The organism is Criibacterium bergeronii, from assembly GCF_001693775.2.
Taxonomy (GTDB): domain Bacteria; phylum Bacillota; class Clostridia; order Peptostreptococcales; family Filifactoraceae; genus Peptoanaerobacter; species Peptoanaerobacter bergeronii.
In genome coordinates this window covers 188954-202021 of sequence record NZ_MBEW02000001.1, presented here as the reverse complement: position 1 = coordinate 202021, position 13068 = coordinate 188954, and the positions used below count along the sequence as shown (strand labels likewise).

The following is a 13068-nucleotide window of genomic DNA, read 5'->3' as shown; positions in this document are numbered from 1 at the left end:
AAAAATTATTTATTAATTAAAGCCAAAAATCTAGTGCAAATATATTTTATTTGTGGTATATATTTTAATACTACTTTATAAAATATATTTGCACTTTTAAATTAACAATAAAATCGATTTTATAATAAAGGACTTACATATTCTTGTATAGCGTCACATACATACTTAGCAGTGCCTTTTCCAAATTTGTCAATATTATCTTTAAATCTTTCATCTTGCACATAGCCTTTGCCTATTGCTGAAAATATATCCAATGTGCAGTCAAAGGAATATTTCCATAAATGCTCATGCAATAGTTTTGCTAATTCTATATTTTCTTTTGCTGCATGGTCTTTTCCTAAGCTCAGGTTTTCTGCAAAAGCGAAAAATATTTTGTTAAATTCATCGGTAATCTTCTGCTCCATATTTTTCTGCTTTAGCTTAGATTTTTCAATAACATCTCTTCCATATTTTTCAATGGCTTCTTGTTCATATTGTTTATTAAATTCATAATCAAAGCCTTTAAACTTTTGTTCTATTGACATAGTTATTTCCCTTTCTTGTGAGTCAATTGTCTTTTTTAACGTATCAATTAGCATTAGTAATCTGTCATGCTCTTGCTCCATAAGCTTGAGCTGTTTCTTAAAATGTATTAGAAGGCTTTCGTCTTTTTTGTTTAGCAATAATTTTATTTCTTTTAATCCAAAGCCAAGATATTTGTAAAAAAGTATTGTTTGTAATATAGATAAATCCTCGTCAGAATAATACCTATACCCATTTTCACTTTTTTGAGGAGAAAGTAATCCAATTTCGTCATAGTGGTGCAAAGTGCGCACCGATACACCACTAATGTAGCTGACTTTCTTTATCAAATACATTTTAGTCACCTCCTAACAAAACTAATTATAGGCTATCACGCTACGTTATAGTCAATAGTTTTTTAATTAATTATGGATAAAGAATTGTATATTAGTAATATGATTTTAATTCTAATTAAAATGTCTTAAAATTTATAATTTCTTTTGGTTATGCTAGAAAAAATTGTATATTATATTGCAAAAAAATAATCCTAATCTCATAGGATTTAGAGTGAATAATAAAAGATAATTGAAAGTGCAGTTGTATTTTCATCGGGGAACTTTTGTTCGCTATGCTCGCACGTTAGCAATCCCACTGTTAAACACAACTGCGCCTTTTCAAAAATAATGATTTTTTAAATAGATAATAGTATAAAGCTGTAAAATAAAGTATGAAACTTTATTTTACAGCTTTGTCTTTTTATTGCATAACAAACCAAGAGCTATAAGCTTTTTCTTTTTCTATTGTGAATGTTTCGCCTTGTTTTGCAAGAGTGCTCATAAATACTCTTTGTTCTGTTTTACCGTTGATGTTAGTTCTTTGTTCTATACCAAATACATAGTAAGACCTGTCATAAGCAAAAGCTAGGTTAGGTGATGTTTTTGCGTTGAAATGGTTAGCAGTCGCGTCATCTGTAAATGATTTATATATTGTGTCTCTTTCCTCCTTAAATGTATCAAAAACAGCTTGCTTAATCTGTTCTTGCTTAAACTTGATACCACTAGGCAGGTTAGAGAATATGAATTCATACTCTGTTTTTTTCATATATTCATCGTCTTTTACAAAGTCATAGATGTTGGTAAGTGATGTACTTGACTTTTTGTTAGCTAAATTTTTTGTAAGTACGATTGCCTCTTGTCTAGTGATGTTATTTGAAGGCTTAAATGAACCATCTGGGAAACCGGACATAATGTTATTAGTAGACATATATCCTACGGCATCAGCTGCCCATTCTTGTATGAATTTATAGTCTTTAAAGGCTGAAGGGGTAGTACCGGATATATTTGGAGATAGAATTTTTTCTGCTCTAAATGCAATGCTTGCTGCCTCTGCTCTTGTAATGCTTAAATCAGGCTTAAAAGTACCATCGGTATATCCTGATGTAATTCCTATAGAGCTGGCAAGGTTTATAAACTTGTCATTGACATCTTTATATATTGATTTTGAGTAATCGTCAAGGTTGTATGATTTGTTTGCTAATAAAAATGTAGTTATAAGCTGTGTAAATTCTTGTCTTGTAATATTTTGAGAAAAATCAGTATCTCTAAGCTTTACCGGAAGAATTTTCTTAGAGTTTAGATAGTCGTAAGATGGTTTCGCCCAAGACGCTATTTGTGCAAAAGAAATCACCGGACCATATGACATACCAAGACCAATACTTAACGCTAAAATTAATGCGATTTTGTTTTTTTTCATAATATTCTCCTACAGGTTTAGTTTTGAAAAATCTGCTACTTCGTTTAACATATTTTTAGCAAATGTTACTGTATTTAATCTGTTTTGCTTAATTTTATCGTCTTTATCCATTATCATTACTGTGTCGAAATATAAGTCAATAGGTGTTTTTAGAGCTGATAAAATTTTCAGCGAGCCTTCAAAATCCTTCTTTTTAAGAGTTTCGCTCAATTTATCCTTTGCAGTCTTTAAAGTGCTGTAGAAGTTTTTTTCTTCATCAACAGCAAATAAACTTTCGTTTACTTCGTCGTTCTTGTTGTCTTTTGAAATATTTATAACTCTGTTAAAGCTGTCTAATATTTCTTTATTAGAGCTTGTAGCAAAGTTTTCTATTACTTTTGCTTTTTGGTAAATGTCAAATACAACGGACTCATCAGATTCTAATACGCTGTTAATTACATCATGGTTTAGACCTTGCTCTAATAGGGCATTTTTAAGTCTTTGTTTCATAAAATCCATGATTTCTGTTTCTGTTTTATCTTTGTCAAACTCTATTTTGCCTGAATAATTTTCAAGTGCAAGTGAGACGAATTGTTCTAATGGCACTGAAATTTTTGAGTTTATAAGTGTATTTAATGCACCTATAGCCATTCTTCTAAGGGCATAAGGGTCTTGAGAACCGGTAGGCTTGATATTTACTGCAAAAAATCCTGAAATAGAGTCAAATTTGTCGGCTAAAGACACGCAAACTCCTACAGGCGATTTTGCAGTTTCTTCACCGGAAAATCTTGGTAGATAATGCTCAAATATTGCATCTGCGACTTCTTTATCTTCATTAGAACTTAAAGCATAGTATCTGCCCATTACACCTTGAAGCTCTGTAAATTCAAACACCATGGAGGTGGTTAAATCTGCTTTGGAAAGTAGGGCAGCTCTTTTTGATTTTTCTACGTCTGCTCCTGAAAGCTTGGCATATTGAGCAGCTAGGTTTACCAGTCTCATAGTCTTATCGTGCATTGTGCCAAGTTTTTGGTGATAAACTATAGTATTTAATGATTCTATGTGAGATTCAAGTGGCTTTTTAGTATCTTGTTCATAAAAGAATTTTGCATCGGCAAGCCTTGCATCAAGGACTTTTTCGTTGCCTTCTTTTACGTTTTCTATTTTGTTAGAGTCGCCGTTTCTAACTGTTATAAATTTATTGATAAGTTTTCCATCTTTTACTAGTGGGAAATATCTTTGGTGCTCTTTCATTGGTGTAATGATTGCCTCTTTAGGTAATTTTAAATATTCTTCTTTGAAATCACCATATAAAGCAGTAGGGTACTCTACTATATAGTTGATTTCATCCATTAGCTCATCGTCTTGTATAATCTTAGCACCAAGAGAGCTTGCTAAATCATGTATGCCTTTTTCTATCATCGCTTTTCTTTTTGCATCATCAAGGATTACGAAGTTGTCCTCTAATTGTTTTTCGTAAGAGGAAATATCAGTTACTTCTATATTTGCAGGGCTTAAAAATCTATGACCCTTTGTGATGTTTGTTGCTTTTAGTCCAAACATTTCAAGCTCAGGTACTTCGCTACCATACAAGCAAAGTATCCACCTTATAGGTCTAATAAATTTAATTTTGTTTCCTCCCCAACGCATTGGCTTTGCAAAAGAAAGAGAGTCTATCATTTCTTCAAATATTTCTTTTAGGTAGGTAACAGTTTTTTTAGATTCGTAGGTCTTTTGAGCGGTAACGTAGTTGTCAACTATTTTTATATCAGATTCTGTAAGTCCCTTGCTGTTTAAAAATCCCATAAGAGCTTTAGATGGTTTACCTGCTTCATCATAAGCTATTTTTGCAGATGGTCCTTTTAGGGTTTCTGTTTTTTCCTGTTGAGAATCTTCAAGATTTTTTATAAATATAGAAAATCTTCGTGGAGTAGTTTTTACAATGATTTCATCATAATCTATCAAAAGCTCTTTTAAATTTTTCTCTAAGAAACTTTTCATTGCGTTTTTTGTATATGATATAAATCTTGCAGGTATTTCTTCAGTACCTAATTCCAATAATAAATCTTTTTTCATGACTATTCCACCTCCGTATCAATTTTTCCCATCAGAGGGTAGCCCATTTCTTCTCTTTGAGCAACATAGGCTGATGCAATTTTTTTGGCTATATTTCTAACTCTAGCTATATAAGAGGCTCTTTGGCTCACACCGATTGCACCTTTTGCATCAAGTAGGTTAAATGTATGGGAAGTTTTTAGTACATAGTCATATGCAGGCATAACTAAGCCTTCGTCTGCTAAGCGGGTAGCCTCTTTTTCAAATGTATCAAATAATTTGAAAAGCATATCTGTGTCTGATTCCTCAAAGGAATAAACTGAATGTTCGTATTCAGCTTTTTTAAATATGTCACCGTATTTTATCTTGTCGGTATAATCTATATCAAATACATTGTCTTTTTTCTGTAAAAATAGGGCGATTCTTTCTAGTCCGTAAGTCAATTCGGCAGATTCTATTTCACAATCTATAGCTCCAACTTGTTGGAAATATGTAAACTGTGTAATTTCCATACCATCTAGCCATACCTCCCAGCCTAAGCCCCATGCACCGAAGGTGCTGTTTTCCCAGTTGTCTTCAACGAACCTTATATCGTGTTCAAGTGGGTTAATACCAATTTGTTCAAGAGATTTTAAGTAAAGCTCCTGCACATTATTTGGAGATGGTTTAAGTATTACTTGAAACTGGTGATGTTGATAAAGTCTGTTTGGGTTTTCGCCGTATCTTGCATCGGCTGGACGTCTTGACGGTTCTACATAGCAAACCCTCCAAGGCTCTTTGCCAAGTGCTCTTAAAAAAGTGTTTGGGTTCATAGTACCTGCACCTTTTTGCTCGTCATAGGCTTGTACCATGACACAACCTTTGCTAGCCCAATAGGCTTGCAGTTTTAAAATCATATCTTGAAAATTCATATTTGTCAGTATGAAAAATCATACTCTCCTTTCATGAGTTTAGTGTATATTTTAAGTTCTTTTAGTGAACATAAAAATCTATTTTTTTCTGTAATAAGCCTCATATACAGGCTCAAACATATTAGAATTAGTAAAAGTGTAATATGCAGGCTCATTTTTTATTGGTACATCTGCTAAGACTATTTGTGCATTTATTCTTATGGCATAGGTAAGAGCACTTAAAAGAAGTCTTGTAGCGTATCCACTGCCTCTGCGTTTTTGATTTACTACGATATCAAGTATTACAACCACATCATCCTGCTTTACACATAGGGCTTGACCTATCAATGCTTTTTCTTCAATTAGAGTTAGAAAAAATTTTTCTGACGGGTTTGTAGCCATACTGCTAGTAAAAATATTTCCACTTTGTTGGTCAAAATCCTTTAGGTAAAAATAATCTCTAAGTAAATCATCAGACATTTGGTCTGTATAAATGCCAATTTCATTGAAATTAGCAAATCTAAAAAGTTCGTCTTTTCTGCCTTTGAGTAAGCATCGCATCATCACGCTGGACGAAATTCTATCATAATTCCTAGATATAAGCTGTCTGTCTAGATGCTGATACGTTTCGCTGGAAGTCAGCCTATACAGTACCGGTAAATCGTAGCTTTCAAGAATATTTTCGATTTCGATAATTTTTTGCGTCAAAAATTTATCGTTTTTTTCATAAAGAGGGAAAACACAATTTGTAAGCTTTTCTATACCGCCAAATCTCAATATAAATCCAGCATCTAACAATGTAAAAGGTGATGGGTATGAGTTCATCAAGTATTCTTCGTAAATTTCAGTTTTTATCATTTCGCCTCCTTTATTAAATATAAGGCATTAAACCTAAAATAAAGTTACATTATTAATATTATATTTTTTTCTTTTCTTTTTGTAATTTGTCCGATTATTGAGCTGGTAAGTGCAGTTTCTTTAAGATATGACAGCAAGCTATCTAAATGTTTTTGTTTTACAGCTATTAATAAGCCGCCGGAGGTCTGAGGGTCAAAAATAACATCGAATTCCGGCATTGCTCCAAGGCTTTTTTCATAAGCTATTTTGTCGATACAAAACTCTCTGTTTTTATATGCTCCAGCTGGTATAATACCCATTTTTGCATAATCAAGTGAGTCTTTTATGAAGGGAATGTCTCCGATTTTAATTTCAGCACTTAGATTTGAGCCATTGACCATTTCGCTAAGATGTCCCATTAAAGAAAATCCGGTTACATCTGTCATAGCTTTTATTTCGCAGGTTTTAATCATTTCTTGTGGATATGAATTTAAATGGGTCATTATCCTTGTAACATTTTCGGTTTGCTCTTTTGTGGCGAGTCCGCCTTTTATTGCGGTATTTATTATACCTATGCCAAGTGGCTTGGTTAATACTAATAAATCTCCTTCTTCTACTGCATTATTTTTGCATATATAATTTGGATGGCATATGCCGGTTACAGACAGACCATATTTCGGCTCGCTGTCTACTATTGAGTGCCCACCGACTAAAGTTGCACCGGATTCTATGACTTTATCCTGCCCGCCTTTTAAAATTTCTCCAAGTATGTCAAAACCTATGCAAGTAGGGAATGCTACAATGTTAAGTGCCAACACAGGTTTTCCACCCATAGCGTATATATCTGATAAAGCGTTTGTAGCAGCTATTTGTCCAAAGGTATATGGGTCATCTACTACAGGAGTGAAAAAATCTAAGGTCTGTATTATTGCAGTTTCATCATTTATTTTATAGACTGCTGCGTCATCGGAGGTATCAAATCCTACCAAAAGATTTTCATTTGGGATTTTTTTTAGATTCTGTAAAGCTTGTGCTAAATCCAGTGGAGAAATTTTGGCAGCACATCCGGCTGTTTGGGAATATTGTGTAAGTTTTATATTATTGTCCAACAAATCCTCCAAAAAAAATTGCGTATTGCGTATATAAAATAGTTATTAAACTAAAGTAAACATATTTATTTATTATACAACACTTAGAGTTTATTTGAAAGTAAAAATAGAATATTACTTATATAAAATTAAACTAAAAAATCTCCCTTACTGTTTAGCAAAGGAGGTTTTTTAGTTTTAAATTTTCAATGTAAGCTATTTAATCCTATAGCATAAACTTAGATACTTCTTCATTTAGTACCATAGAGATTTGTGATAGGTTTTCACTTGCTGATGATATATCTGCTATTGACTGTACCTGTGTATCTACTGATGCACTTGCTTGCTGTGTAGTTGCCGCATTTTCTTGTGCTATTGCCGATAGGTTTTCTATTACGCTTGTAACTAGCTGATTTTCTTTTTCTATTGATTTTGATGCTTTATCTATTTCGCTCATTTTAATGTCTTTTAAGAAAATTTTTATCTTTGATATTTTCGGTGTTTTAGTGAGTATTTGTTAGTGTTTTAAAATATTTTTTAAAAAAGAGAAATTATAAAAAATCAAACCCACGAAGATATTTTTCGGGGGTTTGATTTTTGTCTAGGAAGTGAAATTGCTATCGCTCTCTAAACGTGTAAATTATTTAAGACGTTAATAAAAATATAATTAAATTAAAAATTTAATTAAAAAACTTGTTTAACAGTGATATTGTAAGTAGTACCATTAAAGCTTGTTGTATATGAATTTTCTCCAAATTTCACATTTGTTGCAGGAGCATTTACCTTTGGTGCTGATACTGGAGATGCTTTTTCAGACTCTGCATGAGATGGCTGAGCATCGACAGGCTGAGCAACTTCTACTAAGCTGTTTTTTATCTGTTCAAATGCAGTTTCATATTCTTCATAAATTTTTTGAGCTTCTTCTACTGAAATCGCCTTGAACTGCACTTTACAACCGGGGTCCATTTGTGCAAGTATTGAAAGGTCAGGTGTAATGACTGTACCTATTTTTGTATAACCGCCGGTTGTTTGTCTGTCACCCATCATGACAATTGGGCTACCATGGCTTGGTACTTGGATAGAGCCAAAGACTATACCGTCTGAGATTATGTCAGCGGAGTCCTTGTGGGTTATTTTTTCGCCATCAAGTCTATATCCCATTCTATCTGATTCTGCTGTAATTGCATATGGATTTTTTTGGATAGTTTCTTTTGCCTCATCGGTAAAGGCATCGTCTTGTGGTCCGAATACAAATCTTATAGTATCTTCTTTTTTATAGGTAGGTATATATTTTTCATCGATTTTTTTGCCTGCTTTTGCTTGAGCTTTGCTGCCTAACTTTAATTCGTCGCCTTTGGCAAGCTTTCTGCCTTCAAATCCACCTAGGTTACCTCTCAAGAAAGTAGATTTACTTCCCATAATAACGGGTACGTCTATAGTTTTACTAAAGGCGATATAGCATCTTAGTCCGGATTTTTTACCCTTGAAAGATAATTTATCACTTTTTTTTACTTCTATGGATTCCCAGTTATTTATTGGCTGACCATTTAGCATTGGTGACAAATTACCACCGGTTACAGCAATAGTTTCGTCTTCGTCAAATTCTATAGTAGGTCCCATCATCAAGACTTCTAGGCAGGCTTCATTTTGGTCATTACCTACTAAAATGTTGGCACATCTTAGAGCAAAAAGGTCCATAGCTCCTGCAACTGTCATACCGACATTTTGGTAACCCCATCTGCCGGCATCTTGTAGTGTTGTTTGCATACCTGGGTTTGTAATTTTTATAGACATTTTTACTCACCTACCTTTTTTGAAACTATTTTATAACTGCCTTTTTCTACTTCTCTAGATATTTCTTCAAAATCTTTTTCATTTATTTTTTTAAATCTTATATAGTCGCCTGCGTGCATAAATACAGGAGGTTCGTTGTAAGGATTGTATAGCTTGACAGGGGTTCTGCCTATTAATTGCCAGCCTCCCGGACTTTGTATAGGGTATATACCGGTTTGTTTACCCGCTATACCGGTAGAGCCGGCAGGGATTGCTGTTCTAGGAGTGGCAAGTCTTGGGGTTTCGATTTTGTCGCTCATACCGCCAAGGTAGGTGAAACCTGGGGTAAAGCCCAGCATATATATGAGATAGTCTTTGGATGTGTGTATGTCTATGACTTCTTCTACACTTATATTATTATGCTCTGCTACAAAATTAATATCAGGGCCATACTCTCCACCATACACTGTAGGTATTTCAAAAACTATGCATGTTTCTTCTTTTTCATTGCCGATTGAGCTTTGTATTTTTTTTAAGGACTCAACCAGCTGAGCAAATTTTATTTGCAGTGGGTTGTATATTATTAATACAGACCTATAGGTTGGTATCATTTCTTGGATACCTGAAATAGAGCTTTTTTCTACAGCCTTGATGCTGGCTCTAATTTTTTGGTTTACAGCAGGATCTATTTCATTTGCAAATTCCATGACTAAGGCTCTGTCACCTGCTGGGAGATATTTAACTTCAGTATACATAAGTTCTCCTTTTTATTTTGCCGGTACAAATAATTTGGATAATCCGGAAAGTGATTTAATTCCTAGATAAGCAACAACTACAACTACTATTACGCCAAGTATTAATAAGAAAGTAGGATGCTTGTAATCTCCGACAATTTTTTTATTTCTAGATGCAAGTAGCATAGCACCCAAGGTTATAGGTAAAATTAATCCGTTTAATGAACCTGCAACTATTAACAATTTTACTGGATTACCAATAAATATGAATATTAATGTTGAAACAGTTATAAACGCTATTACAAATAAGTTTTGACGTTCTTTGACAGCTTTTGACATACTTGTCAAGAAAGAAACAGATGTGTAAGCAGCACCTACTACTGAAGAAATTGCTGCTGCTAAAAGGACAATACCAAAGAACTTATAACCCATAGTACCGGCTGCCAATTGGAAAGCAGAGGCAGGAGGGTTTTTAGGGTCTAGCTGCATACCTTTTGAAACAACTCCCAGTACGGCTAAGAAGAATAATATTCTGACTATAGTTGCAACACCCATACCGGTTGTAGCAGAGCGGGTAACCTTGCCAAGATTTTCTTCTCCTGATACTCCGGCATCTAACAATCTATGTCCACCTGAAAATGTGATATATCCACCAACAGTACCTCCAACAAGTGTTACTATTGCAAGCACTGGAAAATGATCAGGAACAAAAGTTCTATATACTGCTTCACCAACCGGAGGCTGAGAAATAAACACTACAACTAATATAACTATTATCATTAAAGCACCAAGTATCTGAGTTAATTTATCCATAGCTTTACCTGCGGATTTTGATGCAAATATAGCAATAGCTATAATTGCAGATATAGCAGCACCTATTTTAGCATCTATACCAAATATAACATTCATACCAAGACCTGCACCACCAATGTTACCGATATTAAATGCAAGTCCTCCAAGTGCAACTAAAATTGCTACAAAGTGTCCAAGTCCGGGTAAAACAGTATTTGCTATATCTTGCCCCTTCATTTTAGATACACAAATTATTCTCCATACATTTTGTTGAGCAACCCATGACATAACTACTGAGATTAATATAACAAATCCCATTGTTGGACCAAGCTCAGAAGTAAATTTAGCTGTCTGAGTAAGAAATCCCGGTCCAATAGCAGATGTAGCCATTAAGAATGCAGCACCTAATAAAACGGACAGGTCGGATTTTTTCTTTTCGTTTTCCATATTAGTCTCCTATAAAAAGTTTTTGATGCTTGTTAGTTTTATGCCTTCATCCTCAAGAGCTTTTCTAATCTTTATTACAAAATTAATAGCCTCAGGATTGTCTCCATGGACACAGATAGAGTCAGCTACAATATCTATTTCCTTACCGTCTATAGTTGTAACCTTGCCCTCCATAACCATCTTTTTAGTTCTAGCAATTGCTTCATTTTCATCATGAATAACTGCACCGTCAAGCTTACGATTTACTAAAGAGCCATCTTCATTGTAGGCTCTGTCAGCAAATACCTCTTGAGCCACTCTAAGACCATTTTGTTTTGCAAGCTTTGCTATGTAGCTGCCGCTAAGAGCCATAATAATAAGCTCCTTGTTATAATTCAAAATTGTATTTACAACAGCCTCAGCTAATTTTGGGTCAGCAGACACAGTGTTGTAAAAAGCACCATGCAGTTTGAAATGCTGCAAAGTTGTTCCTTGCTCTTTTGCGAAAGCCTCAAGAGCTCCAATTTGATACAAGATATATGCTCCAGCCTCACTTGGAGTAATATCCATTTTTCTTCTGCCAAATCCCAATAAATCAGGATAAGAAGGATGAGCACCGACACCTACACCGTTTGCAATACAATTTTTAATTGTTTTTTGCATGATGAGTGGGTCTCCGGCGTGCCAGCCACAAGCAATATTAGCACTTGTAACGTGTTTGATGATGTCTTCATCAAGACCTAGCTTGTAACTACCAAAGCCTTCTCCTAAATCAGAGTTTAAATCAACAGTTTTGTTCATAATAACCCCCTAGTAGTGATAAAAATGAATGCAAAATATATATACAAATATCAAAATAATTTTTGATATAGTGTATCAAAGGTATGTATTACAAATAAAATATTTAGTTTTTAATGAAAACGATATCTGAAAATTATTTTCTTAGAATATATCATATTAACGCCTAGAATTCAATAGTCCTTGAAAAAATATCATTTAGTGAATATAATTGAAAAAAGAATAATTATAATTTGGATTTTAAATTTTTACTTAGAAAAAATTTTTAAATATTAAATTACAAGTGAGGGCAAAAATGTTTGATGACTATGTACTATTGAACGCAAAACTAGCTATTGACTATGCAAAAGAAAAGCTTGGTAGTTTTTTTGAAGGTAAAGACTTAGATTGCGAAGAAATTGGAGATGGCAACATAAACTACGTCTATAGGGTAAAATCAGACGATAAGTCGGTAATTTTAAAACAAGGCACAGAAACTCTAAGGTCATCGGGTAGAGCTTTGGACAAGGCTAGAACGAATATAGAATATGAGGCACTAAAAAATATTTACAATTTAAGCAAAATGTCTCCGGAAATTTATTTTTTTGATGAAATTATGAACGTCATAGCCATGGAAGATATTTCGGATTATAAAAATCTAAGATATTGTTTGATAAATAATGAAATTTATGAAAATTTAGCTGAAGAAATAATCAAGTATTTTGAAAAAAATTATTTTTCTACAACCAGCATATATATGGACGCTAAGCAAAGAAAAGAAGAAATAAAGAAATTCACCAATGTTGATATGTGCGATATAACAGAGGACTTGGTGATGACAGAACCATATTACAATTATAAAAACAGGAATATTGTATATAAAGGAAATGAAGATTTCGTAGAAAATACATTATGCAAAAACGAAAAAGTCTTGTATAATGCGGCAATTATGAGAGAAAAATTCATGAATTTTCCCCAAAGTTTAATCCATGGAGATTTACACACAGGCTCAATTTTTGTAAATGAAAGCGGGATAAAGGTTATTGACTCAGAGTTTGCCTTTTATGGACCTATAGGCTATGATTTGGGCTGCGTAATTGGCAATTTATACATTTCTTACCTATATAATATGCTGAAAAATAATGATGAAATGGTAAATTATTTGGGAGAAGTAGTGGAAAAAATTGTGGACGAATTGCCGCAAAGACTTTATAAAGCTCTTTTAAACAATCAAACTATACCAATGTATACAGCTAAATTTAAAAAGAAATATGTAAAAAATATAATGAAAGATGGCTTAAAATATGCAGGAATGGAAATGACTAGAAGGTCAGTTGGAGACAGTAAAGTCGTGGAACTCACCGGACTGGAGAATATGAAAGAAAAAACCAAATTTCAAAGAAAGCTGGTTAAAGTAGGAGTAGAGCTTTTAACAAAAAAATATGCTTTTGCAGTAGAATAAAT

General features: G+C 33.5%; 12 protein-coding genes. 1 reads left to right on the top strand and 11 read right to left on the bottom strand.

The window, feature by feature from the left end; genetic code table 11:
- Nucleotides 1–119 precede the first annotated feature (119 nt).
- From BBG48_RS00995 to BBG48_RS00945, 11 genes are all read right to left on the bottom strand, one after another.
- Nucleotides 120–857, bottom strand: coding sequence for a MerR family transcriptional regulator (locus BBG48_RS00995; RefSeq protein WP_068911728.1), 738 nt, complete (start codon nt 855–857; stop codon nt 120–122).
- A gap of 400 nt (nt 858–1257) precedes the next feature.
- Nucleotides 1258–2253, bottom strand: coding sequence for an S-layer homology domain-containing protein (locus tag BBG48_RS00990; RefSeq protein WP_068911726.1), 996 nt, complete (start codon nt 2251–2253; stop codon nt 1258–1260).
- A gap of 9 nt (nt 2254–2262) precedes the next feature.
- Entirely contained in the window at nt 2263–4308 is a 2046-nt protein-coding gene (gene glyS, locus BBG48_RS00985; protein ID WP_068911725.1) for a glycine--tRNA ligase subunit beta, read from the bottom strand.
- A gap of 2 nt (nt 4309–4310) precedes the next feature.
- On the bottom strand, nt 4311–5198 hold the full coding sequence (glyQ, locus tag BBG48_RS00980; protein ID WP_068911723.1) for a glycine--tRNA ligase subunit alpha: 888 nt from the start codon (nt 5196–5198) through the stop codon (nt 4311–4313).
- A 78-nt stretch (nt 5199–5276) separates the two neighbouring features.
- Complete coding sequence (locus tag BBG48_RS00975) at nt 5277–6035, bottom strand: GNAT family N-acetyltransferase (RefSeq protein ID WP_068911721.1); 759 nt, start codon at nt 6033–6035, stop codon at nt 5277–5279.
- 44 nt (nt 6036–6079) lie between these two features.
- The gene (selD, locus tag BBG48_RS00970; protein WP_094754335.1) at nt 6080–7126 is read right to left on the bottom strand and encodes a selenide, water dikinase SelD; all 1047 of its coding nucleotides are present in this window, start codon (nt 7124–7126) and stop codon (nt 6080–6082) included.
- Nucleotides 7127–7328: 202 nt separating this feature from the next.
- A complete protein-coding gene (locus BBG48_RS00965; protein ID WP_068911720.1) occupies nt 7329–7559 on the bottom strand; it encodes a hypothetical protein in 231 nt (76 codons plus the stop codon).
- Nucleotides 7560–7786: 227 nt separating this feature from the next.
- Nucleotides 7787–8896 (bottom strand): 5-oxoprolinase subunit C family protein, encoded by a 1110-nt coding sequence (locus tag BBG48_RS00960; protein WP_068911718.1) that lies wholly within the window; start codon nt 8894–8896, stop codon nt 7787–7789.
- Nucleotides 8897–8898: 2 nt separating this feature from the next.
- On the bottom strand, nt 8899–9630 hold the full coding sequence (pxpB, locus tag BBG48_RS00955) for a 5-oxoprolinase subunit PxpB (protein WP_068911716.1): 732 nt from the start codon (nt 9628–9630) through the stop codon (nt 8899–8901).
- Between the two features lie 12 nt (nt 9631–9642).
- Nucleotides 9643–10848, bottom strand: a complete 1206-nt coding sequence (locus tag BBG48_RS00950; RefSeq protein WP_068911715.1) for an NRAMP family divalent metal transporter — start codon at nt 10846–10848, stop codon at nt 9643–9645.
- A gap of 9 nt (nt 10849–10857) precedes the next feature.
- Nucleotides 10858–11628: a LamB/YcsF family protein gene (locus tag BBG48_RS00945; RefSeq protein WP_068911713.1), complete on the bottom strand. Its 771-nt coding sequence runs from the start codon at nt 11626–11628 to the stop codon at nt 10858–10860.
- Nucleotides 11629–11920: 292 nt separating this feature from the next.
- Between BBG48_RS00945 and mtnK the strand changes: the two genes are divergently transcribed.
- Nucleotides 11921–13066, top strand: coding sequence for an S-methyl-5-thioribose kinase (gene mtnK / locus BBG48_RS00940; RefSeq protein WP_068911711.1), 1146 nt, complete (start codon nt 11921–11923; stop codon nt 13064–13066).
- The last annotated feature ends 2 nt before the right edge of the window (nt 13067–13068 follow it).

Bases quoted from the DNA above. Each gene is read 5' to 3' on its own strand.
- glyQ (WP_068911723.1), bottom strand. From the start codon at position 5,198: ATGAATTTTCAAGATATGATTTTAAAACTGCAAGCCTATTGGGCTAGC.
- BBG48_RS00950 (WP_068911715.1), bottom strand. From the start codon at position 10,848: ATGGAAAACGAAAAGAAAAAATCCGACCTGTCCGTTTTATTAGGTGCT.
- BBG48_RS00965 (WP_068911720.1), bottom strand. From the start codon at position 7,559: ATGAGCGAAATAGATAAAGCATCAAAATCAATAGAAAAAGAAAATCAG.
- BBG48_RS00960 (WP_068911718.1), bottom strand. From the start codon at position 8,896: ATGTCTATAAAAATTACAAACCCAGGTATGCAAACAACACTACAAGAT.
- BBG48_RS00945 (WP_068911713.1), bottom strand. From the start codon at position 11,628: ATGAACAAAACTGTTGATTTAAACTCTGATTTAGGAGAAGGCTTTGGT.
- pxpB (WP_068911716.1), bottom strand. From the start codon at position 9,630: ATGTATACTGAAGTTAAATATCTCCCAGCAGGTGACAGAGCCTTAGTC.
- BBG48_RS00995 (WP_068911728.1), bottom strand. From the start codon at position 857: ATGTATTTGATAAAGAAAGTCAGCTACATTAGTGGTGTATCGGTGCGC.
- BBG48_RS00990 (WP_068911726.1), bottom strand. From the start codon at position 2,253: ATGAAAAAAAACAAAATCGCATTAATTTTAGCGTTAAGTATTGGTCTT.
- mtnK (WP_068911711.1), top strand. From the start codon at position 11,921: ATGTTTGATGACTATGTACTATTGAACGCAAAACTAGCTATTGACTAT.
- glyS (WP_068911725.1), bottom strand. From the start codon at position 4,308: ATGAAAAAAGATTTATTATTGGAATTAGGTACTGAAGAAATACCTGCA.
- BBG48_RS00975 (WP_068911721.1), bottom strand. From the start codon at position 6,035: ATGATAAAAACTGAAATTTACGAAGAATACTTGATGAACTCATACCCA.